Raw genomic sequence first — 22,086 nt, 5'->3', positions numbered from 1 at the left:
ACAACGCACTCATAGCTCAGCTGGATAGAGTACCCGGCTACGAACCGGGCGGTCGGAGGTTCGAATCCTCCTGAGTGCGCCATCTTTCAAGGCTCTCGGCGTAGCCAGGGTCATGAAGAAACCAGCGGTGATCTGGTCTAAAAACACCAACTACGCACTCATAGCTCAGCTGGATAGAGTACCCGGCTACGAACCGGGCGGTCGGAGGTTCGAATCCTCCTGAGTGCGCCATACCGAAAGGGCCTGCAGAAATGCAGGCCCTTTTTCTTTTTGCATTCAGCGTCCGCCTTTCACGCAGCCGTCCTCGTCGAACGCTACTTGCTGGCCGGTTCCTTTCTTCGCTTTGTAGTGGTACCGGACCTGGCCGTTGGTGCCGCTAATGCGGTCCGGCTTGCCCAGGGCACTTTCGACGTCGGCGCGGGTCATGCCTTTGCGGATCTGCTTGCGAATGATCGCCTTGCGCCGTTCCTGCGGCGAAATCAGGTTGCCGCACACTTCTTCTCGTTCACCGACAACTACTATTTCCGTGGAGCGTTCGGGGCTTTCCCATTTCTGACTCGGAAAGTACTGGCCGCCGATTTCCTCTGGTATCGGCTCGCTGCTCAGTAGGTTTGGCGTGCCGGTGCGTTGATGCTCGACCTGGCTGTCCGGCGGGCAGCCATGCTGGTTGAAGCTGACGTTGCCTTCGGAGTCGCTGCAGCGGAAGACGAATGCCGCATTCAGCGGGGTTTGCGGCAAGCAGGGCAGGGTGATGAGAGCGAGGATCGAGAGTCGTTTCATGGTGCCTTCTCCTTGGCATGGGCTCTCGAGCGTATCCGGTGAATTTCTTTGCGTGGGCGTGTCCTACAGGGGGTTGCTTTCGTCGCACCAGGGTGAAGGCAATCCCAACTATGCGATGCAAGCGATTGTTCTTTCCACGATTTTGTAACGCGTGGGCCGAATGGCGGTGTTATCATTGCGCGGTCAGCCCCGCCGGGGCATTCGGACAACCATCATGGACTTACCCAGTAGTTACTCAGAATCCCGATTGCACAATCGCGAAATGACTGTCTGACCCCATTTCGGCGCGCCCCGCCGCTGGGGGTGGAGCGCGCTATATGACTGAAGTAGAAGCCAAAAAGCCGCAAGAGAGCCTGCAGGACCGCCTGGCCCAGGTTATCGATCTGCTGCATCGCCACAAGCTGGTAGAAGACCTGACCCACCGTCAGGAAGGCCAGCATCGCGACCTCGTTGAAAACCTCGTCCATCGGCAGAACCTTGCCGAGCTTCAGCGCAAGCTGGACGAGCTGCACCCTGCCGACATCGCCCACATCCTTGAAGCCCTGCCGCTGAATGACCGCTTGACGGTCTGGCAGCTGGTCAAGGCGGAGCGTGACGGCGACATCCTCCTCGAAGTATCCGACGCCGTTCGAGAGTCGCTGATCGCCGACATGGACGATCACGAGCTGCTCGCTGCGGCCAAGGAAATGGACGCCGACGAGCTGGCCGATCTCGCGCCTGAGTTGCCGCGAGATGTGATCCACGAGCTGATGGAGTCCCTCGATGCGCAGCAGCGCGAGCGCGTTCGCTCCGTGCTGTCTTATGAGGAGGACCAGGTCGGCGCGCTGATGGACTTCGAGATGGTCACCATCCGTGATGACGTGGCCCTGGAAGTGGTGTTGCGCTACCTGCGCCGCCTCAAGGAACTGCCCGGCCACACCGACAAGCTTTTCGTGGTGGACTACGACGGCATCCTCAAGGGCGTCCTGCCCATCAAACGTCTGCTGGTGAACGACCCGGACAAGGAAGTGGCCGAAGTAATGGCCACCGACCCGGTGAGCTTCCATCCGGATGAGGATGCCTACGATGCCGCCCAGGCGTTCGAGCGCTACGACCTGGTGTCGGCGCCGGTGGTGGACAAGAACGGCAAGCTGATCGGCCGTCTGACCATCGACGAGATGGTCGACCTGATTCGTGAGGAAAGCGAGAACGAAGTCCTCAACATGGCCGGTCTGCGCGAAGAGGAAGACATCTTCGCCTCGGTCTGGAAATCGGTGGGCAACCGCTGGGCCTGGCTGGCGGTCAACCTGGTCACCGCCTTCATCGCCTCCCGTGTCATCGGCCTGTTCGAAGGTTCCATCGAGAAGCTGGTGGCCCTTGCCGCACTGATGCCCATCGTCGCTGGTATTGGCGGCAACTCCGGCAATCAGACCATTACCATGATCGTCCGCGCCATGGCACTCGACCAGGTCGGGACGGGCAACACCTCGCGCCTGCTACGCAAGGAACTGGGCGTGGCGCTCATCAACGGCCTGATCTGGGGCGGGGTGATTGGCCTGGTGGCCTACTCCCTGTACGGCAGTTGGTCATTGGGCGCGGTGATGACGGGCGCCATGACGCTGAACCTGTTGCTCGCGGCACTGATGGGAGTGCTGATTCCCATGACCCTGACGCGCATGGGGCGTGACCCGGCCATGGGCTCCAGCGTGATGATCACGGCCATGACCGACAGTGGTGGCTTCTTCATCTTCCTCGGGCTTGCCACCCTGTTCCTGCTCTGACCAGGGCACAAACGAAGAAGCCGCCTTACAAGGGCGGCTTTTTCGTTTCTATGGCAGCAGGAAATGCAGCCGCCGCTCCGAACCTCGAATCGGAGGCATGAAAAAACCGGCAATTGCCGGCTTCTTCAATGAATGCGAGGCAGTCTCACGACTCCTCGGCAGCCAGTTCCGCATCGTGGGCGATCAGCGCAACCAGTGCGTTTTGCTGACGCCGGGAGAGTTGACGGAAACGTTGCAGCAGCTCGCGTTCGTGCAGGCTCAGCTCTGGGCTGTCCAGGCGCATGGAAACGCCTTCGTCCAGCGCGCCTTCCTGGAGCATGCTCTGCTCAAGGCGGGCGATTATCTCGGAGTTCATGCTGCGATGGTGGTTGCGGGCCACGACAGCAATGCGCTCTCGCATACCCTCGGGGAGACGAACGACGAATTTGTCAGCCGTGCGACTGGAATAGATAGCCTGTTTCATAGGGCGCATACATTCAACCGGTTAGTTCAGGAAAGCGATGCTGGCAATGAGCCGCAAGATTGTCACCGGTTTGACTGTTCTTGGCAGCAATTGTTCAGCCAGTTTCGCGATTCGAATCGGTATGACCCTAAGGTCAGCAAAACGTTTCCTTGACGTCAAATTGGTGTCAGATTGTGATCGTTATAGCGGCTTTTGGCCAGCACCAATTGTCCGAATTGCGAGTAGCTAAACACTTTCCAGACAATTCCCAGATGCTGCTTCTACCGCTCTAAATCCCTCATTGAGCACAGTCCGACAACCGCATTGCCCCTCGAAGCCCTATTCAAGGTCCATGAAGGCATCATGATGCTGTCTGGCCATCACACTAAAGGGTAGCTGCAGTTGTCAGACCACGCCCTTCGCAAAAGAATCCTTTGCGCTGTCATAAAAGCGGTTCAAAATTTTCGTACCAGTTCTCATGACTCTCCGTCGTGACCATCGTTCGCCACACATTCCCACCAGGTGCATCCATGACAGGCAGGCTCATCTATCTCATCGGCCCGTCCGGTTCCGGTAAGGACAGCCTTCTGGATGCCGTGCGAGAGGGCTTGGGCGGGCAGGGCTGCCGTGTTGCGCGCCGGGTCATCACGCGTTCTGCAGAGGCCAAGGGGGAGCTGGCGGAAGCCGTCAGTCCCGAAGTGTTCGCCGAACGCGAGGCCCGTGGCGACTTCGCCATGAGCTGGTACGCCAATGGTCTTTCCTATGGCATTCCCCGAGTGATCGACGATTGGCTCGCTGCGGGCGACGACGTGCTGGTAAACGGCTCCCGTGGCTACCTGCCGGAAGCGCGTCGGCGTTATCCACACCTGCTGGCAGTGCTACTGACGGTGGAGGATGGCGTCCTGCGCACACGCCTGCATGCCCGTGGCCGTGAGTCGGCGGAAGAGATCGAAGCCCGCCTGGCGCGCAACGCCGGGTTTGCCGACACCCTGCTGGCTGGCGAGAACGCCGACCTCTGTCTGCTGAACAATTCCGGCTCCATCACCGAGACCTGCCAGCGCCTGCTGCAGCTCATCGAAGATCACCGGCCCCTGGCCTGGCCCGACTCAGCCTGACCCTCAATCCAGCGGCAGCTCCGTGGTGCGCTTGACCTCGCTCATGGCGATGTTCGAGTGCGCCTCCAGCACATGGGGCCGTTGCAGCAGCTGGTCCCGCAGAAAGCGCTCATAGCTGGCGATGTCCTTGGCCACCACCTTCAGCAGGTAGTCCGAGCCGCCGGCCATGGTGTAGCACTCCAGCACTTCCGGATAGCCGACGATGGCCTCCTCGAACTCGGTGAGGTTGTTGCGGCCGTGGGCGGACAGCTTGATGTTGACGAACACCGTGATCGAGAAGCCCAGCAGCTTCGGATTGAGCAGGGCTACTTTGCGTTCGATCAGCCCTTCCTCTTGCATGCGATGAATCCGCCGCCAGCACGGTGACTGCGACAGCTCCACCCTTTCGGCCACTTCAGCGGCGGAGAGGTCGGCATCGTGTTGCAGCAAGCGCAAAATCTTGCGGTCGATGGGGCTCAGAGAGTTCTGCATGAGTCAGTCCGAAATTTTGTTTTTGTTGGAAGGATCATGCGCAAGTCTGGCGTTGGAGCCCGAAAATAGAAAGAAAAAATCAGCACTGTCCGGTCATAGTCTTGGCACGCGTCCGAGGCAGCGATCCTGCTTCGGGCTGAACACAAGATGGCACCCACCGTTGCCATCAAGGTCGCCATAAAAATAAAAGGAGCGCCTGCATGTCTCTGGCCGAGATCCGCCTGGATGACAAATACCGCCTCGAAACCGGTCACCTCTACCTCACCGGCACCCAAGCGCTTACCCGCTTGCCGATGCTGCAGAAGCAACGCGACAAGGCCCACGGCCTGAACACCGCCTGCTTCATCTCCGGCTATCGCGGTTCGCCCCTCGGCAACCTCGACAAGAGCCTCTGGGAAGCCAAGTCCTTCCTCAAGGAAAACCACGTCCACTTCCAGCCAGGCGTCAACGAAGAACTGGCCGCGACCGCTTGCTGGGGCAGCCAGCAGACCAGCCTGTTCCCTGGTGCCCGCTACGACGGCGTGTTCTCCATGTGGTACGGCAAGGGCCCAGGTGTGGATCGCTGCGGCGATGTCTTCAAGCACGGTAACTCCGCGGGCGTTTCGCCCCACGGCGGCGTGCTGCTGCTGGCCGGCGACGACCACGGCTGCAAATCCTCCAGCATCGCCAACCAGAGCGAGCACGCCTTCATCGGCGCCTCCATTCCCGTACTGAATCCGTCCAACGTCCAGGAAATCCTCGACTACGGAATCATCGGCTGGGAGCTGTCGCGCTACAGCGGCTGCTGGGTAGCGCTCAAGACCATCGCCGAGAACGTCGACTCCTCCGCGGTAGTGGAAGTGGACCCGCTGCGCGTGGATGTCCAGATTCCGCAAGACTTCGTCCTGCCGGAAGATGGCGTGCACATCCGCTGGCCGGACCCGCCCCTGGCGCAGGAAAAGCGCCTGAACATGTACAAGATTTACGCCGCCCGCGCCTTCGCCCGCGCCAACAATCTCAACCAGGTGATGCTGGATTCGCCCAGTCCGCGCCTCGGCATCATCACCACCGGTAAGTCCTACCTCGACGTGCGTCAGGCCCTGAATGACCTGGGCCTGGACGAAGAGCTGTGCGCCAAGGTCGGCCTGCGGGTGCTCAAGGTCGGCATGAGCTGGCCGCTGGAACCGGTCTCCGTCCACGAATTCGCTGAAGGCCTGGATGAAATCCTGGTGGTGGAAGAGAAGCGCAGCGTCATCGAGGACCAGGTCACCGGCCAGCTCTACAACTGGCCCGTGGACAAGCGCCCGCGCGTCGTGGGCGAGTTCGACGAAGACGGCGTATCGCTGCTGCCCAACCTCAGCGAACTGACCCCGGCGATGATCGCCCGCGTCATCGCCAAGCGCCTGGCTCCCATCTACTCCAGCGAGCAGATCGAATCCCGCCTGGCCTTCCTCGCCGCCAAGGAAAAGGCCCTGGCCGCGCCCAAGCACACGACCACCCGCACGCCGCACTTCTGCTCCGGCTGCCCGCACAACAGCTCCACCAAACTGCCCGAGGGCAGCCGCGCCCAGGGCGGTATCGGCTGCCACTACATGACCCAGTGGATGGACCGCAACACCGACACCTACACCCAGATGGGCGGGGAGGGTGCCACCTGGATCGGCCAGGCCCCCTTCACCGATACCCCGCATATCTTCCAGAACCTGGGTGACGGCACCTATTTCCACTCCGGCCAGTTGGCCCTGCGCGCGGCCGTCGCCGCCGGGGTCAACATCACCTACAAGATCCTCTACAACGACGCCGTGGCCATGACTGGCGGCCAGCCCATCGACGGCGAGTTGCGCGTCGACCAGCTCAGCCATCAGGTCTTCGCCGAAGGCGTGAAGCGCATCGCCCTGGTCACCGACGAGCCGGAGAAGTACCCGACTCGCGATACCTTCGCGCCCATCGTCACCTTCCACCATCGCCGCGAACTGGATGCCGTGCAGCGCGAGCTGCGCGAGTTCAAGGGCGTGTCGGTGCTGATCTACGACCAGACCTGCGCCACCGAAAAGCGTCGCCGTCGCAAGCGCGGCAAGCTGGTGGACCCGGCCAAGCGCGCGTTCATCAACCCGGCCGTGTGTGAAGGCTGCGGCGACTGCAGCGTCAAATCCAACTGCCTGTCCGTGCTGCCACTGGAAACCGAACTGGGCCGCAAGCGCCAGATCGACCAGAACGCCTGCAACAAGGACTTCTCCTGCGTCGAAGGCTTCTGCCCGAGCTTCGTCACCGTGCATGGCGGCAGCCTGCGCAAGCCCGAAGCGGCCGGTGCCAAGGCGCTCTTCGTGGCTCTGCCGGAGCCGCGCCAGCCGAGCCTGGAGCGTCCCTGGAACATCCTCCTGCCGGGCGTTGGCGGCAGTGGCGTGACCACCGTCGGCGCGCTGCTCGGCATGGCCGCGCACATCGAAGGCAAGGGCTGCACCGTACTCGACCAGGCCGGCCTGGCGCAGAAGTTCGGCCCGGTGATCACCCACATCCGCATCGCCGCCAAGCAGGACGACATCTACGCCGTGCGTATCGCCGCTGGTGAGACCGATCTGCTGCTGGGTTGCGATCTGGTGGTAGCCGCAAGCGAAGAGGCCCTGGCCAAGCTCAACGACCGCATCGCCCACGCCGTGGTCAACAGCCATGAGGCCGCCACCGCCGAGTTCACCCGCAATCCCGATGCCCAGGTGCCCGGCCAGGCCATGCGCGACGCGCTGGCAGAAGCGGTTGGCAGCGCCAAGACCCACTTCGTCGACGCTACCCGCCTGGCCACCCGCCTGTTGGGCGACAGCATTGCCACCAACCTGTTCATGCTGGGCTTCGCTTACCAGCGCGGTCTGGTGCCGATCTCCGCCGAGGCCATCGACAAGGCCATCGAGCTCAACGGTGTGTCCGTCGCTCTCAACCAGCAGGCGTTCCTCTGGGGCCGCCGTGCCGCCCACGACCTCGTGGCGGTGGAAAAGCTGGCCAAACCGGCAGAAGTGGAAGCACCGCGCTGCGAAACCCTGGAAGAAATCGTCCAGCACCGTGCCGATCACCTGCGTGCCTACCAGAATGCCGACTACGCGGAGCGCTACCGTGCTCTGGTGGAGCGCGTGCGTCAGGCCGACAGCGGTGAAGACAAGGCCCTGAGCCGCGCCGTTGCCCGGTACTACGCCAAGCTGCTGGCCTACAAGGATGAGTACGAAGTGGCGCGCCTCTACAGCGCCGACGCCTTCCGCAAGCAGCTCGAAGCCCAGTTCGAGGGTGACTTCCACCTGGAGTTCTACCTGGCGCCGTCCTGGCTGGCCAAGCCCGACCCGCTCACCGGCGAACCGCGCAAGCGCCGCTTCGGCCCCTGGATGCTCAAGGCGTTCGGCGTGCTGGCGCGCTTCAAGTTCCTGCGAGGCACCACCTTCGACCCCTTCGGCCATAGCGAGGAGCGTAAGGTCGAGCGCGAGCTGATCGCCGGGTACGAAGCCACGGTCGACCTGCTCATCAAGGAACTCAAGCCAAGCAACTACGCCGCAGCCGTCGCCCTCGCCGAACTGCCGGAGCAGATCCGTGGCTACGGCCCGGTGAAGGAGCGCGCCCTGGCCAAGGTCCGCGAGCAGGAGAAGCAGCTCCGCGCCCGCCTTACTGCCAGCGACATCCAGGTGTTGCACCTGTTCGACCCGGCTGCCTGAACCCAATTACGCCCTCAGACCTCCCCCCTTTCCCGCTTGCGGTAGAGGGGCCGGGGGGAGGGCGCTCTTCGACTTGAAACACGTCCATACCGAATCAGAGGTACCTCCATGTCCGTCTTCACCCATGTCGAGTTCGATCATCACGAGCAGGTGGTCTTCGGCCACGACAAGGCCACCGGCCTCAAGGCCATCATTGCCGTCCACAACAGCAACCTCGGTCCGGCCCTCGGCGGCTGCCGCATGTGGCCCTACCTGAACGACGAACAGGCCCTGCGCGACGTGCTGCGCCTGTCCCGTGGCATGACCTACAAATCCGCCCTGGCCAACCTGCCGCTGGGTGGCGGCAAGGCCGTGATCATCGGCGACCCGCACCGCGACAAGAGCGAAGCGCTGTTCCAGGCCATGGGCGATTTCGTCGACAGCCTGGGTGGCCGCTACATCACCGCCGCCGACTCCGGCACTGGCGTCACCGAGATGCGCATCATGGCCGAGCGCAGCCGCCACGTGGCCGGCGCCGGCACCCGCGAGGCCTTGGGTGGCGGCGTGCGTGACGGCAACCCGTCGCCGTCCACCGCCTACGGCACCTTCGTCGGCATCCGCGTGGCGGCCAAGCATCGCCTCGGCCGTGACGACCTGACCGGCCTGCGCGTGGCCATCCAGGGCGTTGGCCAGGTGGGCTTCAGCCTGGCCCAGTACCTCAAGGAGGCGGGCGCCCAGCTCTGGGTTTGCGATATCCACGAAGCCAACGCCCGTAAAGCCGCCGAGCAACTGGGCGCCCAGGTGGTAGGGCAGAACGAAATCTACGGCCTCGATGTGGACGTCTTCGCGCCGTGCGCCATGGGCGGCATCATCAACCCGCAGACCCTCGAAGCCCTGCGCGCGCCCATCATCGCCGGCGCCGCCAACAACCAGCTGGCCGACGCGGGCCTGGCCGAGGAGCTGCGTCGTCGCGGCACCCTCTACGCACCGGACTACGCCATCAATGCCGGCGGCATCATCGACGTCTGGTACGAGCGCAGCAACGGCAGCGAAACCGCGCTGCGCCAGCACGTCGAAGGCATCGGTGAGACCCTGCGGGAAATCTTCGCCCGCGCCGACAGCGAAGGCCGTACCACCACTGCCGTGGCGGATCGCCTGGCCGAAGAGCGCTTCGGCCGCTGAGGTGAATGCCTCGCGGGACACTGGTCCCGCGAGGCATGACAAAACGTGCGGACGTCGCTAACATGCCGCCCGTCCTCCGGACCTTGCCAGCAATTGGCAAGCCCCGCGTCCCAGTAGCTCAATTGGATAGAGCATCCCCCTCCTAAGGGGAAGGTTGGTGGTTCGAACCCACTCTGGGACGCCATTTTTCATGACTCCTCATCGCTCCATACCGCTTGCCGCCTGTGCTTGCGGCGCCTTGTGCTGCGCGCTTGACTGAAAGATGGGGGCTCACCTCACGGGAGAACTCAGATGCTCAAGCGCTTGATCCCCTTGTTAATGGTGGCGTTGTTCATCGCGATCAGTGGCTCGTCTTGCGATGGCGGCAGCGGTGGTGGCGGTGGCTCGCAACAGAGCGAGCCCATGGGCGGCGGCGGCGGAGGCGGCGGCGGTTACTAGCGCGAACGAGCCCCGCCTGGTGCGGGGCTTTTCATGTCTGGTGCCCGTTGCAGGCACCTTCAGCGATCAGCGAGTCATTGGCAGCGCCGCGCCGATCAGCGCGAACAGTGTCCCGCAGCCGCGATTGAAGCCCTTGCCGCCACGCTCCAGCCAGGGGCGGACCCTGAACGCCAGGCGTGCCAGCAGATACTCCACCAGGAACTCCGTTGCGGCGAAGGTCGCCGCCATCACCACGAACTGGGCAACCAGCGAACGCTGCAGGTCGATGAACTGCGGCAGGAAGGCCCCGTAGAAGAGCAGCACCTTGGGGTTGGCAATGGCGGACAGGAAGCCCTGGCGGAACAGGCTGGAGGCCGGGGGCGTAGCCGCTCCGGTCAGGGGATTCAGGCGAAGCGGCGGCGATCTCCAGAGCTGGATGCCCAGCCACACCAGATAGGCACCACCCACCCACTTGAGCACCGTCAGCGCGGCTGAAGAGGCTTCCAGCAGAGCGCCCAGCCCGAACATCGCCAGGGCGATCAACAGGCTGAAGCCGGTAACCCCGCCGACGATGGTGAACAGCGTCCGTTTCGCTCCATGCAGCGCCCCGTGGGTCAGGGCGAGCAGGCTGTTCGGGCCGGGGGTGAGCGAGAGGCCGATGGTGGCGATGAAGTAGATCAGCCAGGTTTCCAGTGCCATGTGTAGGTCCTCGTTGAAGGCTGGGGCCAGTCTAGGGGCACAAGGTGATTGCATGAGGTATTTTCTGGACATTGACGGGTAGTTTCAGGACATACCGACCATGCATGACGACACCCTCCAGCCCGACGTTCGCTTCCTGTTGCTGCCGCTTCCCGAATTCAGCCTGCTGCCCTTCGGTGGCTTTCTCGACAAGCTGCGTTTCACCGGCGATGAGGAAGACTACAGCCGCCAGCGCTACTGCAGCTGGACGATCCTCGGTCTTGAGCACGGGCATGTCCTGTCCAGCAGCGGGGCCGCGCTCCAGGTGGATGCCAGTGCGGACGAGGTGACCCTCGCCGAATACGACTACCTGGTGGTGTTCGGCGGGCGCAGTGCGGGCGCCACCGAGGCGCTCGCCCCGCGCTACCGGCCGCTCCTGCGCAAGGCGGCTGCGCAGGGCGTGAAACTGGTCTGCATCGACAACGCGAGCTTCCTGTTCGCCGCCTGCGGCCTGCTGTCTGGCCACAAGGTGGTGGTGCACTGGCGGCACGAGGCCGAATTCCGTGCCTCGTTTCCGCGCATCCAGTTGCAGCGGGACCGGCTCTACTGGCTCGACGGCAATCGTATTTCCTGCGCCGGCGGCGCTGCTGCCATCGATCTGGCGGTGGAATTGTTGTCCCGAGCGTGCGGCCGCACCAAGGCACTCAAGGGGCTGGCCGACATGCTGGTGGATGAAAGCCGCAGCAGCGAGCACCGGTTGCGTTCGCGGGAGGCCGAAGTCATGCACGGGCGGCAAGTGGATCGCGCCATCGCCCTGATGAGGCAGTTGATGGCTTCGGCGACCGGTGCTGACGAACTGTCTGATGTGGTTGGCATCAGCCGCCGCCAGCTGGACCGGCTGTTTCAGGCCAGCCAGGGCATGACAGTGAAGGCCTACTGGACCGAGATGCGCCTGAACCACGCGAAGTGGCGCCTGCTGAACTCCAACCACAGCCTGGCGCTGATCGCCGATGAGATTGGCGCAGTGGATACCAGCCACCTGGCGAGGTTGTTCCGCAAGCGCTTCGGCATTTCACCTGCTGCCTTCCGCCTGCAGGAAAGGGCACGGGTGGAACGCGTAGGCGAGTAGGGCCGCGTCCTGCATCGCGATTGAATTCGCTTCCACAGGTTTCCTCCGCCACTGTGCAGCTCACCCGGCCACGGGCAGAATGCCTGGACTTCCCCGTTCCGAGGTTCCATCCCCATGCTCGCCGCTGAGCTCAAGGCCTTCTATATGGTTGCCCGCCTGGGCAGCATCACCCAGGCGGCGAAGAAGCTCGGCCTCAGCCAGCCGACCGTGACCACCCAGATCCGCAATCTGGAAGGCCAGTACGGCGTGGAGCTGTTCCATCGTGGAGGGCGCCGCCTGACGGTGAGCGAAGAGGGGGCGAAGTTGCTGCCCATGGTCAAGGTGCTACTGCAGCAGGAGGCCGACATCGAGTTCTTCCTGCGCAACTGCGGTCAGATGCAGGGCACCCTGCGCATCGGTGCCACAGCGCCGTACTACATCCTCGACCTGGTGCGCACCTTCCGCGAACGCTTTCCGCAGATCGATGTTTCCCTGGATATCGGCAACTCCCAGCAGGTGGTTGAAGCCCTGGAGGAGTATCGCGTCGACCTCGCCGCCTCCTCGCAGAAACTGGACGACGCCCGCCTGGTGCGCATGGTGCTGGGCAGCGACCCGCTGGTGTTGGCCGTACACCGTGAACACCCCCTGGCACGGCGCAAGTCGGTGAGCCTGGAGGACCTGAAGGGCCACTGCCTGCTGATGCGCGAGCCCGGTTCGACCACCCGCCAGCTCACCGAGGACATGCTCAAGGACGCCGGAATCTCCATCGGCCCCTTGCTGGAAATCGGCAGCCGCGAATCCATCCGCGAGGCGGTGATCCGCAATCTCGGCATCAGCATCATCGCCCGCCATGAAGTGCCGGATAACCCGGAACTGCGGGTTATCGAACTCAAGGGCGCGCCGCAGATCGACGAATACCTCTACTGCCTCAAGGAACGACGCCAGGCACGGCTTCCGGCGGCGTTCCTGGCGGTGGCGCGGGAAAGCACCGAGTAGGAAAGGTGGATGTAAAGAGCGACATCCACCCTACGAAAAGCACGTCGGAGTCGTAGGGTGGATCACGCTTCATCGATCCACCATTGGAGTTCGGCATGGCGCCGTTGGTGTTCCCTGACGCTCCGATCCCCTATCCCAAATCCGCCAATGACACTATCGGCGTAATTTGCCCAAACGCCATCTGGTGTTCGTAATGCCTCCCTAGCATCAACCTCGTCGAGCCGTGCACCTGTGCACGCCAACTGCTTAACGAGGTACCGCCATGACCCCAGCCGACCACCAAGCCACCCATATGCGGGTGCGAGATATCCACAAGCGCTTCGGCCATTTCACCGCGTTGGGTGGGGTGTCCCTGGATATCGCCGAAGGCGAACTGGTGTGCCTGCTGGGGCCGTCGGGCTGTGGCAAGACCACGCTGCTGCGCTGCATCGCCGGTCTGGAACAGCAGGACAGCGGCACGCTCCACATCGGCTCGCGGGATATCTCTCGTCTGCCGCCCCAGGCCCGTGACTACGGCATTCTGTTCCAGTCCTATGCGCTGTTCCCCAACCTGACCGTCGAGCAGAACATCGCTTACGGCCTGTCCGGTAGCGGCCGCGAGCAGGTTCGTGCCCGCGTCATCGAGATGCTGGAGCTGGTGGGCCTGGCGGGTAGCGAGAAGAAATTCCCCGGCCAGCTATCCGGTGGCCAGCAACAGCGCGTAGCCCTGGCCCGCGCCCTGGCTCCCGCGCCTTCACTGCTGTTGCTGGACGAGCCGATGTCGGCGCTGGACGCCCGCGTCCGCGAGCACCTGTGCACCGAGCTGCGCCAACTGCAGAAGCGCCTGGGCATCACCACGCTGATGGTGACCCACAACCAGGACGAGGCCATGCTGATGGCCGACCGCATCGCGGTGATGAACCAGGGCCGCGTCGAGCAATACGGTTCGCCCCAGGACATCTATCGCCAGCCGGCGACGCCCTTCGTTGCGGAGTTCGTCGGCCAGGGTAATTGGCTGCCCTTCGACTCGAGCCAGAACGGCCATGCCCGTGTCGGCAACCTCGACCTGCGCCTGCCGGAAACCGCGGGCAGTGCCACCAGCGGTCGCCTGTTCTGCCGCCCCGAAGCTATCGCCATCAACCCCTCCGAGCAGCAGGACAATCGCTTCCGTGCCCAGGTGCGGGAAATCACCTTCCTCGGCAACCGCTGCCGCATGAGCTTCGAGCTGGAGCAACTGCCAGGCCATTCGCTGCTGGCCGAATTGGACCCGGAAAGCCTGCCGCGCCTCGGCACCCCGGATATCTGGGTGGCCCTGCCGTCTCGCAGCCTGCAGGTGTTCGCCTGAGATGGAATCCGTGATCAAGCTGGATAACGTTCCGGCCAAGGGCGCTACGCGCGGCGACCTCGGCGACCGCCTCTTCGTGACCGGCGGCAAGTACCTGTTCCTCGGTCTGCTGATCCTCGCGGTACTGCTGCCGCTGCTGGCGATCTTCTGGCGCGGTTTCAGCGGTGAAGCGGGGCAGGGCGGCGGCTTCGTCGCGGCCCGTGAGCTGTTCGCCAGCGCCAACTTCCACTGGCTGCTGGGCAACAGCCTGAAGGTATCCCTCAGTGTCGCCGCCATCGTGGTGCCCACGGCCTACCTGTTCGCCTATGCCTTGCAGCGCACGCTGATTCCGGCCAAGGGCCTGTGGCGGGGGATTTCCCTGCTGCCGCTGCTGGCGCCCTCGATGCTGCCGGGCATCGCGCTGATCTACCTGTTCGGCAACCAGGGCCTGCTGCGCGACTGGCTGCCGGACAACATCTATGGCTTCTGGGGCATCGTCCTCGGAGAAGCCATCTACACCTTCCCCCATGCGCTGATGGTGCTGCTCTCGGCACTGTCGATGGCCGATGCGCGCCTGTTCGACGCTGCCGCCAGCATGGGCGCCGGTCCGTGGAAGGCCTTCCGCAGCATCACCTGGCCGGCCACGCGCCAGGCTGTGTTCGCCGCGTTCTGTCTGGTGTTCACCTTGACCATCACCGATTTCGGCGTGCCCGTGGTGGTCGGCGGCGACTACCAGGTGCTGGCGCTGGAGGCCTACAAGGCCGTGGTCGGCCAGCAGCAGTTCGGCCGTGGTGCGTTGATCGGCATGGTGCTGCTGCTGCCCGCGCTGCTCAGCTTCGGCGTCGATGCCTGGCTGCGCCGCCGCCAGGGCGAGGCCATGAGCGGCCGCGCCCAGGTCTTTCACCCGGCACCGTCGAAGGTCCGCGATGCCTGCTTCCTGGCCCTGGTGCTGGTGGTCTGCGCGATTCTCCTGCTGGTGCTGGGCATGGCGGTGTATTCGTCGCTGGTGAAGTTCTGGCCCTACAACCTGTCACTGTCCCTGCGTCACTACGCCTTCGAAGAAACCGCGGGCGGCGGCTGGCTGGCGTACCGCAACAGCCTGACCCTGGCTACTTGCACGGCCATCTTCGGCAGCGCGCTGATCTTCACCGGCGCCTACCTGATGGAGAAGACCCGTGGCCAGCAGTGGTTCAACCAGGCGCTGCGCCTGCTCAGCTTCGTGCCCATGGCGGTGCCCGGCCTCGTGCTAGGCCTTGGCTACGTGTTCTTCTTCAACCTGCCGGGCAATCCACTGCATGCGCTCTACGGCAGCATGGCCCTGCTGGTGATCTGCTCCATTGCGCACTTCCTGACCACCGCGCAGATGACCGCCACTACCGCGCTGCGCCAGCTGGACGGCGAGTTCGAAGCCGCCGCGCTGTCGCTCAAGGCGCCGCTCTGGCGCCACTACCTGCGAGTGACCGTACCGATCTGCCTGCCGGCGCTGCTGGACATCATTCGCTACCTGTTCGTTTCGGCCATGACCACGGTGTCCGCCGCCATCTTCCTCTACAGCCCCGACAGCATCCTCGCCGCCGTGGCCGTATTGAACATGGACGACGCCGGCAACGTGGGCGGTGCGGCCGCCATGTCGACCCTGATCCTGCTGACTTCCGCTGCGGTGTCCCTGCTGCTGGCCTGGGCTTCGCGCGGCCTGTTGCGCCGCTCCCAGGCGTGGCGCCGGGGCTCGCCGGCCACCGCCTGAACCAACCGTTGAACAACCACAAACCGCAAGCCAACCCCGACAAGGAGCTTTCCATGTTCAAACGCCTCGCCCTCGCCGCTGCCGTTGTGGCCGGCTTCAGCTTCCAGGCCCAGGCCGCCACCGAGCTGACCGTGTATACCGCCCTGGAAGCCGAACAGCTGTCGGCCTACAAGAAGGCCTTCGAAGCGCAGAACCCGGACATCGAGATCAAGTGGGTGCGTGATTCCACCGGCATCATCACCGCCAAGCTGCTGGCCGAGAAAGACCGCCCGCAGGCCGACGCCGTGTGGGGCCTGGCCGCTTCCAGCCTGGCCATCCTGGACCAGCAGGGCATGCTGGAGAAGTACGCGCCCAAGCACCTGGACACCATCGGCGCCAACTACCGTGACGCCGCCAACCCGCCGGCCTGGGTGGGCATGGACGTGTGGGCCGCGACCATCTGCTTCAACACCGTGGAAGCCGAGAAACAGGGCCTGGCCAAGCCGGGCAGCTGGGAGGACCTGACCAAGCCCGAGTACAAGGGCAAGATCGTGATGCCGAACCCGGCGTCCTCCGGTACCGGCTTCCTCGATGTGAGCGCCTGGCTGCAGACCTTCGGCGAGAAGCAGGGCTGGGCCTACATGGACGGCCTGCACCAGAACATCGGCCAGTACGTCCATTCCGGTTCCAAGCCGTGCAAACTGGCCGCCGCCGGCGAGTTCCCCATCGGCATCTCCTTCGAATACCCGGCCGTGCAACTCAAGCGCCAGGGCGCCCCGCTGGACATCGTCCTGCCGAAAGAAGGCCTGGGCTGGGAAATCGAAGCCACCGGCATCGTGAAAGGCACCGCTCAGATGGAAGCGGCGAAGAAACTCGCCGACTTCTCCGCCAGCCCGGCTGCCATGGATCTGTACAAGGAGAACTTCGCCGTCCTCGCCGCTCCGGGCATCGCCAAACCGCAGACCGAACTGCCGGCCGACTACGAGCAGCGCCTGATCAAGAACGACTTCGCCTGGGCCTCGCAGAACCGCGACCAGATCCTGGCCGAGTGGCGTAAGCGCTACGACGGCAAGTCCGAGAAGCTGCCGCAGTAACCCGAAGTATCAGCCCGCTCCCTCGCTCTTTTCCCCCTCTCCCTCTGGGGCGAATAGGCACGCTTTTGGAAGCACTGCTTCCAGTGCCTATGAGCGCCTGAGCGCGAAGCGCCAGGCAGGGGCGCGGAGCGGGGCCGGGGTGAGGGAAGCTGGGCCCCGCTCGAATCCAAGGAGTCACTCATGCCCCTGCAAGACACCGATATCGCCATCGTCGGCGCCGGCATCCTCGGCCTTTCCCACGCTTACGCCGCCGCCCGTCGCGGCCTGCGCGTCAGCGTCTTCGAGCGCAGCGCCACGCCGCTGGGCGCGTCGGTGCGCAACTTCGGCCAGGCCCTGGTCACCGGCCAACCGCCGGGCCCCATGCATGCGCTGGCCCGCGCCAGTCGCGAAATCTGGGCGGGCTGGGCCGAGGCCGCCGGTTTCGACATCCGCCGCAACGGCTCCCTGCTGTTCGCCCGTACCCGCGCCGAAGAGGAGCTGCTGGAAGCCTTTTGCGAAGTGCGCGCCCCCGAGCACGGCTATCGCGTTGAGTTGTTGCGCGGCGAGCACCTGCACAACCTCTACCAGGGCCAGTTCAGCCACCACCGCGCCGCGCTATTGGGGCTGGACGACCAGCAGATCTATTCCCGCGAGGCTATTCCCGCGCTGGTGGACTACCTGCGCCGCGAACACAGCGTCGAATTCCATTTCTCCACCCTGGTGCGCGACGTCGAACCGGGGGTTATCCACAGCACCAAAGGCAGCTGCCGCGCAGAGCAGATCGTTATCTGCTCGGGGCACGACTACCAGACTCTGCTGGCCGAACACATCGCTCCGCTGCAACCCCAGGTGTGCCGTCTGCAGATGCTGCGCGTACGCCCGGAGCGAGACTTCGGTCTGAAACAGGCAGTGCTCACCGGCCTCTCTTGCGTGCACTACGGCGCCTTCGCCGACCTGCCGGAGGCCGAAGCCATCCGCGAGCAGATCCAGAGCGAGCAGCCTGAGTTGGAGGAAAACGGTATCCACCTGCTGGTCAGCCCGACGCCTTATGGCGAGCTGATCGTCGGCGATTCTCACCACTACGGCAGTGATGCCTCGCCCTTCAACGCCGAAGCGGTGGACGACATCATGCTGGCGCTGGCCGAGCACACCCTGGGCACCCGCCTGACGGTGGTGGAGCGCTGGCAGGGCGTCTACGGCGCACGTGGCCCCGGCCCGTTCTCGGTACTCAAGGCCGCTCCTGGCGTGACGGCGGTGCTGATGCACAGCGGTGTCGGCATGAGCATCGGCCCGGCGCTGGGTGAGCGGACGATGGCGGGGTTGCTGGCTTGATCCGGTAGAGGTGAGAGACCGTAGGTTGGTCCGAGGAACGAGGCCCAACGAAATATGGCCGGGCTGTGAATCGTTGGGTTTCGCTTCGCTCGCGGAACGCCGCCCGACCCAACCTACGAAAAGCGGCCCGGATTTCGGGGTTCAATCCAGCCGCTTATGCATCCGCGCCTCTGGCTTGATCTTGTGGGGGCGAATTCATTCGCGATGGAGGCCATAGGCCTCCCGTAGGTTGGTCCGAGGAACGAGGCCCAACGAAATGGGGCAAGGCAGTGAATCCGAACTCCCGGAAACCTTGTAGGGGCGAATTCATTCGCCAAGGGCGGCGCAGCTGCCCCCTGACAGTTTTCTGGGCAGACCTTCGGCCTGCTTGGCGAATGAATTCGCCCCTACAGAGAAGCGCCCCAACTGGGTATTTCTCAATCCAACCGCTTATGCACCCGCATCACCGCGACGGTAAGCATCACCAGCGTGAACACCATCAGCACCACCAGTTCCAGCCAGAGGTCGGCAAGGCCCGCGCCGCGCAGCATGATGCCGCGGGTCAGGCGCAGGAAGTGGGTCAGTGGCAGTATCTCGGCGATCCACTGCGCCGCCTGTGGCATGCCGGCGAAGGGGAACATGAAACCCGACAGCAGGATCTGCGGCAGGAAGGTGAAGAAGGCCATCTGCATCGCCTGGAACTGGCTGCGCGCGAGGGTGGAGATGAACACGCCCAGGGTCAGGCTGGCGAAGATGAACACCAGGGACGCGCCGTAGAGCTCCAGCAGCGAACCACGCACTGGAACCTCGAACAGCCACAGCCCCACCAGCAGGATCACCGTCACCTGCACCAGGCCAATGCCGACGAAGGGCAGCACTTTGCCCAGGGTCAGTTCCCAGGGGGAAACCGGCGTGGTGATCAGCAGCTCCATGTTGCCGCGCTCCCGCTCGCGCACCAGGGCGATGGCGGTGAACAGCACCATGGTCATGGTCAGGATCACGCCGATCAGCCCCGGCACGGTGTTCAGCGGCGCCAGACGTTCCGGGTTGTAGAAGTTCACCACCTGCACGCCGATCAGGTTCGGCCAGCCGGGCAGGGGATAGGCCGCCAGTTGCCGCGCCGAGGCTTGCACCACCTGGTCGGAGCCATCCACCACCAGTTGCAGGGGTGGGCGGTCCTTGCGTTGCAGGCGTGCTTCGAAGTCCGGCGGCACCACCAGGGCGGCGCTGATGCTGCCTTCGCGCAGCAGCTTGTCCAGTTCCTGGGGCGTGGCGAGCTGGTAGCGGAAGTCCAGCACCTGGCTGGCGCCGAGTTCGGCCACCACTTCGCGGGAGCGGGCGGTGTCCGCCTGGTCCAGCACGGCGGCGTGCAGGCCGCGCACGTCCATGTTGATGGCATAGCCGAAGAGCACCAGTTGCATGATCGGGATGCCGACGATCATGGCGAAGGTCAGGCGGTCGCGGCGCAGCTGGCGCAGTTCCTTGAGGACGATGGCCCCCAGGCGGCGCAGGTTCATGACGAGGCTCCGGCCCGCTCCAGCGGGCGGTGGGTGACGGCGACGAAGACGTCTTCGAGGTTGGCGTCGGTGGGCTTCACCTCGGCCTCGACGGCCTGTTCGGCCAGGCGCCGGGCGATGCGCTCGTGGGCGTCGTCGACGGCGCTGAGCACCCGCAGCGTGGCACCGATCTGCGCCATGGCGATGACTTCCTCGGCGCCTTGCAGGGCGCGCTGGGCCTGGCGCGGCTGGGCGCACTCCACCACCAATGGGCGGCCGGGTAGGGCGGCCATCAGTTCGGCGGGGCTGCCATCGGCCACCAGGCGGCCGGCGTCGAGGATGCCGAGGCGGGTGCAGCGTTCGGCTTCGTCCATGTAGTGGGTGGAGACCAGCAGGGTGGTGCCGGCTTCGGCCAGTTCGAACAACGAGTCCCAGAATTCCCGGCGCGACTGCGGGTCCACGGCGCTGGTGGGCTCGTCGAGCAGCAGCAGGTCGGGCTTGTGCAGCACCGCGCCGGCCAGCGCCAGGCGCTGCTTCTGGCCACCGCTCATGGTGCCGGCGAGTTGCTTGCGACGGTCTGCCAGCCAGTAGCGCTCCAGCAGTTCATCGATGCGCTGGCGGGCCTGGCGGCGGTCCAGTCCCTGGACGGTGGCGAGGAATTCCAGGTTCTCGCCCACGGTGAGGTCTTCGTACAGGGAGAACTTCTGGGTCATGTAGCCGATGCGCCGCTTCAGCGGTTCGGCGTCCTGGGGAATGCGGCAGCCGAGCACTTCGATCTCGCCGGCGCTGGGCAGTAGCAGGCCGCAGAGCATGCGGATGGTGGTGGACTTGCCGCAGCCATTGGGGCCGAGGAAGCCGAAAACCTCGGCGCGGTTGACGTGCAGGTTCAGCCCATCAACGGCGGTGAGCTGGCCGAAACGCTTGGTCAGGCCGTTCGCGCGAATGACAGCTTCGTTACTGTTCATGGCTCACTCGCTCCGCCTGCACCGGCAGGCCGGCGGGCAGCTTGCGCGCCGCATCGCCCTTGAGCACCAGCTCGGCGCGATAGACCAGGCGGCTGGCGTCTTCGCCGGTCAGGGCGAAGTAGGGAGTGAAGCTGGACTCGCTGGCGATGCTGCGCACGGTCGCTTCGAAGGGTTCGTCCACACCTTCCACTTTCACCTTGAGGGAGTCGCCGATGGCGATGTTCGGCCGCACGGAGGCCGGCACATAAACCCGTGCATAGGGCGCATCGCCCACCAGCAGGCTGACCAGCTCGGCGTTCAGCGGCGGCTGGTCGCCGGGCTTGAAGGGCAGGGCGTCGACCCGTCCGGCACGGGGCGCGCGCAGGCTGAGGTGTTCGCGGGTGACTTTCAATTGCGCCAGACGGCCCTGGGCGGCCTGGAGCAGTGCGGTCGCCTGCTCGATCTGCTCCGGGCGGGTGCCGTTGGTGAGTTCGCGGAGCTGGGCATCGGCGTTCTTCACAGCAGCGCTGGCCTGGTCGCGGGCGGCGCGGGCGCGGTCCAGTTCGGCGATGGCCACCTGGCGGCGCTGGTAGAGGGAGGCGATGCGCTGGAAGTTGCGCTCGGCGTCGGTCAGCTCCGCGTGGTTGCGATTGAGGGTGGCGCGAGCGGCGTCCACGGTCTCGCTGCGGGCGCCGTTGCTCAGTTCGTCCAGCCGCGCCCGGGCCTGGCCGACATCACCTTCGGCTTCCTTGACGCGGGCGTCGAGGCGGCGCGGGTCCAGTTCCAGCAGCAGCTGACCTTCCTGTACTTGGTCGCCCTCGGCCACGCGCCAGGCAAGGATGGTTTCCGAGGCTTCGGCGGGCAGGCCGATGCGATCCCATTCCAGGGTGCCGAGCAGCGCTTGCTGGGCGGGGTCTTCGCAGCCGGCGAGCAGGGTGAAGGCCAGCAGGCAGGGGAGCAGGCGTTTCATGGTTTCACCTCCAGGCCCCGTTCGAGCAGCGCCAGTATGTGTTTCACCATGGCTTCGTCGCCCAGTTCCGGGGTGGCGAAGATGCCGCGCCAGATCGGGCCGGCGGCGTAGGGCAGCATCACCATGCCCACCAGCGAGACCACCAGCAGGCGCGGGTCGATGTCGGGATTCAGGCGGCCACCGGCCTGGGCCTTGGCGAAGCGCTCGGCCAGCAGGACCGGCACCATCGGCGCGAAGCGGCTGGCGAGCATGTCGCGCAGGGCGCCGCCTTCGCAGAGCACTTCACGCACCCACAGCGGTGGCAGCCAGGGATTGCGGCTGAGGTTGGCGCTCATGCCGCGCACGAAGGCGCTGACCAGATCCAGCGGATCGTCGCCGACCTGTTGCAGGCGCTCGGCCATGCCTTGGAACAGGGGGAGCAGACGCTCTTCCACCAGGGCATCCACCAGGCGTTCCTTGTTGCCGAAGTAGTAGTTGACGAGGGCCGGGGTCACGCCGGCCTGCTGGGCAATGCCACGCAGGCTCGCGGCGTGGATGCCGATGTGGGCGAAGGCGTCGGTGGCGGCGTCCAGCAGGCGTTCGCGCTGGAGCTGGGATTCGCCTGTGGGGCGGCCTGGGGAACGGGGGCGGGTCACGGTAACCATCTCCGGACAAGTGGGATGACTTATTT

General features: G+C 64.7%; 19 protein-coding genes and 3 tRNA genes. 14 read left to right on the top strand and 8 right to left on the bottom strand.

The features are described 5' to 3' along the window. Window positions 1–5 precede the first annotated feature (5 nt). A tRNA-Arg gene (locus E8F06_RS27875) sits at window positions 6–82 on the top strand. 72 nt (window positions 83–154) lie between these two features. Next, window positions 155–231, top strand: a tRNA-Arg gene (locus tag E8F06_RS27870). A gap of 45 nt (window positions 232–276) precedes the next feature. Here E8F06_RS27870 and bamE read toward each other — a convergent pair. Beyond that, complete coding sequence (bamE, locus tag E8F06_RS27865) at window positions 277–780, bottom strand: outer membrane protein assembly factor BamE (RefSeq protein ID WP_280372398.1); 504 nt, start codon at window positions 778–780, stop codon at window positions 277–279. Window positions 781–1,097: 317 nt separating this feature from the next. Between bamE and mgtE the strand changes: the two genes are divergently transcribed. Beyond that, the gene (mgtE, locus tag E8F06_RS27860; RefSeq protein ID WP_280372397.1) at window positions 1,098–2,540 is read left to right on the top strand and encodes a magnesium transporter; all 1,443 of its coding nucleotides are present in this window, start codon (window positions 1,098–1,100) and stop codon (window positions 2,538–2,540) included. 145 nt (window positions 2,541–2,685) lie between these two features. Here the strand turns inward: mgtE and E8F06_RS27855 are convergent, their stop codons facing one another. After that, window positions 2,686–3,012 (bottom strand): Arc family DNA-binding protein, encoded by a 327-nt coding sequence (locus E8F06_RS27855; protein WP_151135887.1) that lies wholly within the window; start codon window positions 3,010–3,012, stop codon window positions 2,686–2,688. A gap of 500 nt (window positions 3,013–3,512) precedes the next feature. On the opposite strand from E8F06_RS27855, the gene phnN reads away from it, so the two are divergent. Beyond that, window positions 3,513–4,097 carry a phosphonate metabolism protein/1,5-bisphosphokinase (PRPP-forming) PhnN gene (gene phnN / locus E8F06_RS27850; RefSeq protein WP_280372396.1) on the top strand — a complete coding sequence of 195 codons (585 nt, stop codon included), beginning with the start codon at window positions 3,513–3,515 and terminating at the stop codon, window positions 4,095–4,097. A gap of 3 nt (window positions 4,098–4,100) precedes the next feature. On the opposite strand, the gene E8F06_RS27845 is transcribed toward phnN, so the two are convergent. Further along, a complete protein-coding gene (locus tag E8F06_RS27845) occupies window positions 4,101–4,568 on the bottom strand; it encodes an Lrp/AsnC family transcriptional regulator (RefSeq protein ID WP_280351311.1) in 468 nt (155 codons plus the stop codon). Between the two features lie 200 nt (window positions 4,569–4,768). On the opposite strand from E8F06_RS27845, the gene E8F06_RS27840 reads away from it, so the two are divergent. From E8F06_RS27840 to E8F06_RS27825, 4 genes are all read left to right on the top strand, one after another. Further along, window positions 4,769–8,236, top strand: coding sequence for an indolepyruvate ferredoxin oxidoreductase family protein (locus E8F06_RS27840; protein ID WP_280372395.1), 3,468 nt, complete (start codon window positions 4,769–4,771; stop codon window positions 8,234–8,236). 108 nt (window positions 8,237–8,344) lie between these two features. Then, a complete protein-coding gene (locus E8F06_RS27835) occupies window positions 8,345–9,397 on the top strand; it encodes a Glu/Leu/Phe/Val dehydrogenase dimerization domain-containing protein (RefSeq protein WP_280372394.1) in 1,053 nt (350 codons plus the stop codon). 107 nt (window positions 9,398–9,504) lie between these two features. Next, window positions 9,505–9,581: transfer RNA gene (locus tag E8F06_RS27830), tRNA-Arg, on the top strand. Window positions 9,582–9,688: 107 nt separating this feature from the next. Further along, window positions 9,689–9,835 (top strand): hypothetical protein, encoded by a 147-nt coding sequence (locus E8F06_RS27825; protein ID WP_280372393.1) that lies wholly within the window; start codon window positions 9,689–9,691, stop codon window positions 9,833–9,835. Between the two features lie 66 nt (window positions 9,836–9,901). Here the strand turns inward: E8F06_RS27825 and E8F06_RS27820 are convergent, their stop codons facing one another. Continuing rightward, a complete protein-coding gene (locus E8F06_RS27820) occupies window positions 9,902–10,513 on the bottom strand; it encodes a LysE family transporter (RefSeq protein ID WP_280372392.1) in 612 nt (203 codons plus the stop codon). Window positions 10,514–10,613: 100 nt separating this feature from the next. On the opposite strand from E8F06_RS27820, the gene E8F06_RS27815 reads away from it, so the two are divergent. The 6 genes from E8F06_RS27815 to E8F06_RS27790 all read left to right on the top strand — a co-directional run bounded on the left by E8F06_RS27815 (window position 10,614) and on the right by E8F06_RS27790 (window position 18,027). After that, window positions 10,614–11,621 (top strand): helix-turn-helix domain-containing protein, encoded by a 1,008-nt coding sequence (locus tag E8F06_RS27815; RefSeq protein ID WP_280372391.1) that lies wholly within the window; start codon window positions 10,614–10,616, stop codon window positions 11,619–11,621. Window positions 11,622–11,735: 114 nt separating this feature from the next. Then, a complete protein-coding gene (locus E8F06_RS27810) occupies window positions 11,736–12,596 on the top strand; it encodes a LysR family transcriptional regulator (RefSeq protein ID WP_280372390.1) in 861 nt (286 codons plus the stop codon). Between the two features lie 262 nt (window positions 12,597–12,858). Beyond that, window positions 12,859–13,920 (top strand): putative 2-aminoethylphosphonate ABC transporter ATP-binding protein, encoded by a 1,062-nt coding sequence (locus E8F06_RS27805; RefSeq protein ID WP_280372389.1) that lies wholly within the window; start codon window positions 12,859–12,861, stop codon window positions 13,918–13,920. Between the two features lies 1 nt (window position 13,921). Further along, window positions 13,922–15,643 (top strand): putative 2-aminoethylphosphonate ABC transporter permease subunit, encoded by a 1,722-nt coding sequence (locus E8F06_RS27800; RefSeq protein ID WP_280372388.1) that lies wholly within the window; start codon window positions 13,922–13,924, stop codon window positions 15,641–15,643. 53 nt (window positions 15,644–15,696) lie between these two features. Beyond that, window positions 15,697–16,716 carry a putative 2-aminoethylphosphonate ABC transporter substrate-binding protein gene (locus E8F06_RS27795; RefSeq protein WP_280372387.1) on the top strand — a complete coding sequence of 340 codons (1,020 nt, stop codon included), beginning with the start codon at window positions 15,697–15,699 and terminating at the stop codon, window positions 16,714–16,716. 180 nt (window positions 16,717–16,896) lie between these two features. Continuing rightward, window positions 16,897–18,027, top strand: a complete 1,131-nt coding sequence (locus tag E8F06_RS27790) for a TIGR03364 family FAD-dependent oxidoreductase (protein ID WP_280372386.1) — start codon at window positions 16,897–16,899, stop codon at window positions 18,025–18,027. A 416-nt stretch (window positions 18,028–18,443) separates the two neighbouring features. Here the strand turns inward: E8F06_RS27790 and E8F06_RS27785 are convergent, their stop codons facing one another. The 4 genes from E8F06_RS27785 to E8F06_RS27770 are packed head-to-tail and all read right to left on the bottom strand — an operon-like array spanning window position 18,444 to window position 22,060. Further along, window positions 18,444–19,523, bottom strand: a complete 1,080-nt coding sequence (locus E8F06_RS27785; RefSeq protein ID WP_280372385.1) for an ABC transporter permease — start codon at window positions 19,521–19,523, stop codon at window positions 18,444–18,446. After that, window positions 19,520–20,467 carry an ABC transporter ATP-binding protein gene (locus tag E8F06_RS27780; RefSeq protein ID WP_280372384.1) on the bottom strand — a complete coding sequence of 316 codons (948 nt, stop codon included), beginning with the start codon at window positions 20,465–20,467 and terminating at the stop codon, window positions 19,520–19,522. The genes E8F06_RS27785 and E8F06_RS27780 overlap by 4 nt, the downstream gene beginning before the upstream one ends. After that, complete coding sequence (locus E8F06_RS27775) at window positions 20,457–21,416, bottom strand: biotin/lipoyl-binding protein (RefSeq protein WP_280372383.1); 960 nt, start codon at window positions 21,414–21,416, stop codon at window positions 20,457–20,459. The genes E8F06_RS27780 and E8F06_RS27775 overlap by 11 nt, the downstream gene beginning before the upstream one ends. Continuing rightward, window positions 21,413–22,060, bottom strand: a complete 648-nt coding sequence (locus tag E8F06_RS27770; protein WP_280372382.1) for a TetR/AcrR family transcriptional regulator — start codon at window positions 22,058–22,060, stop codon at window positions 21,413–21,415. Before E8F06_RS27770 ends, E8F06_RS27775 begins: the two co-directional genes overlap by 4 nt. Window positions 22,061–22,086: the final 26 nt, after the last annotated feature.

This window comes from Pseudomonas sp. BN411, from assembly GCF_029871235.1.
In the GTDB taxonomy this organism is placed as follows: Bacteria; Pseudomonadota; Gammaproteobacteria; order Pseudomonadales; family Pseudomonadaceae; genus Metapseudomonas.
Note: the sequence above shows the minus strand (reverse complement) of the source record. Positions and strands in the feature narration are given on the sequence as shown.

Bases quoted from the DNA above. Each gene is read 5' to 3' on its own strand.
- E8F06_RS27785 (WP_280372385.1), bottom strand. From the start codon at position 19,523: ATGAACCTGCGCCGCCTGGGGGCCATCGTCCTCAAGGAACTGCGCCAG.
- E8F06_RS27805 (WP_280372389.1), top strand. From the start codon at position 12,859: ATGACCCCAGCCGACCACCAAGCCACCCATATGCGGGTGCGAGATATC.
- E8F06_RS27770 (WP_280372382.1), bottom strand. From the start codon at position 22,060: ATGGTTACCGTGACCCGCCCCCGTTCCCCAGGCCGCCCCACAGGCGAA.
- E8F06_RS27810 (WP_280372390.1), top strand. From the start codon at position 11,736: ATGCTCGCCGCTGAGCTCAAGGCCTTCTATATGGTTGCCCGCCTGGGC.
- phnN (WP_280372396.1), top strand. From the start codon at position 3,513: ATGACAGGCAGGCTCATCTATCTCATCGGCCCGTCCGGTTCCGGTAAG.
- E8F06_RS27855 (WP_151135887.1), bottom strand. From the start codon at position 3,012: ATGCGCCCTATGAAACAGGCTATCTATTCCAGTCGCACGGCTGACAAA.
- E8F06_RS27780 (WP_280372384.1), bottom strand. From the start codon at position 20,467: ATGAACAGTAACGAAGCTGTCATTCGCGCGAACGGCCTGACCAAGCGT.
- E8F06_RS27815 (WP_280372391.1), top strand. From the start codon at position 10,614: ATGCATGACGACACCCTCCAGCCCGACGTTCGCTTCCTGTTGCTGCCG.
- E8F06_RS27845 (WP_280351311.1), bottom strand. From the start codon at position 4,568: ATGCAGAACTCTCTGAGCCCCATCGACCGCAAGATTTTGCGCTTGCTG.
- mgtE (WP_280372397.1), top strand. From the start codon at position 1,098: ATGACTGAAGTAGAAGCCAAAAAGCCGCAAGAGAGCCTGCAGGACCGC.
- E8F06_RS27800 (WP_280372388.1), top strand. From the start codon at position 13,922: ATGGAATCCGTGATCAAGCTGGATAACGTTCCGGCCAAGGGCGCTACG.
- bamE (WP_280372398.1), bottom strand. From the start codon at position 780: ATGAAACGACTCTCGATCCTCGCTCTCATCACCCTGCCCTGCTTGCCG.
- E8F06_RS27775 (WP_280372383.1), bottom strand. From the start codon at position 21,416: ATGAAACGCCTGCTCCCCTGCCTGCTGGCCTTCACCCTGCTCGCCGGC.
- E8F06_RS27835 (WP_280372394.1), top strand. From the start codon at position 8,345: ATGTCCGTCTTCACCCATGTCGAGTTCGATCATCACGAGCAGGTGGTC.
- E8F06_RS27790 (WP_280372386.1), top strand. From the start codon at position 16,897: ATGCCCCTGCAAGACACCGATATCGCCATCGTCGGCGCCGGCATCCTC.
- E8F06_RS27795 (WP_280372387.1), top strand. From the start codon at position 15,697: ATGTTCAAACGCCTCGCCCTCGCCGCTGCCGTTGTGGCCGGCTTCAGC.
- E8F06_RS27825 (WP_280372393.1), top strand. From the start codon at position 9,689: ATGCTCAAGCGCTTGATCCCCTTGTTAATGGTGGCGTTGTTCATCGCG.
- E8F06_RS27840 (WP_280372395.1), top strand. From the start codon at position 4,769: ATGTCTCTGGCCGAGATCCGCCTGGATGACAAATACCGCCTCGAAACC.
- E8F06_RS27820 (WP_280372392.1), bottom strand. From the start codon at position 10,513: ATGGCACTGGAAACCTGGCTGATCTACTTCATCGCCACCATCGGCCTC.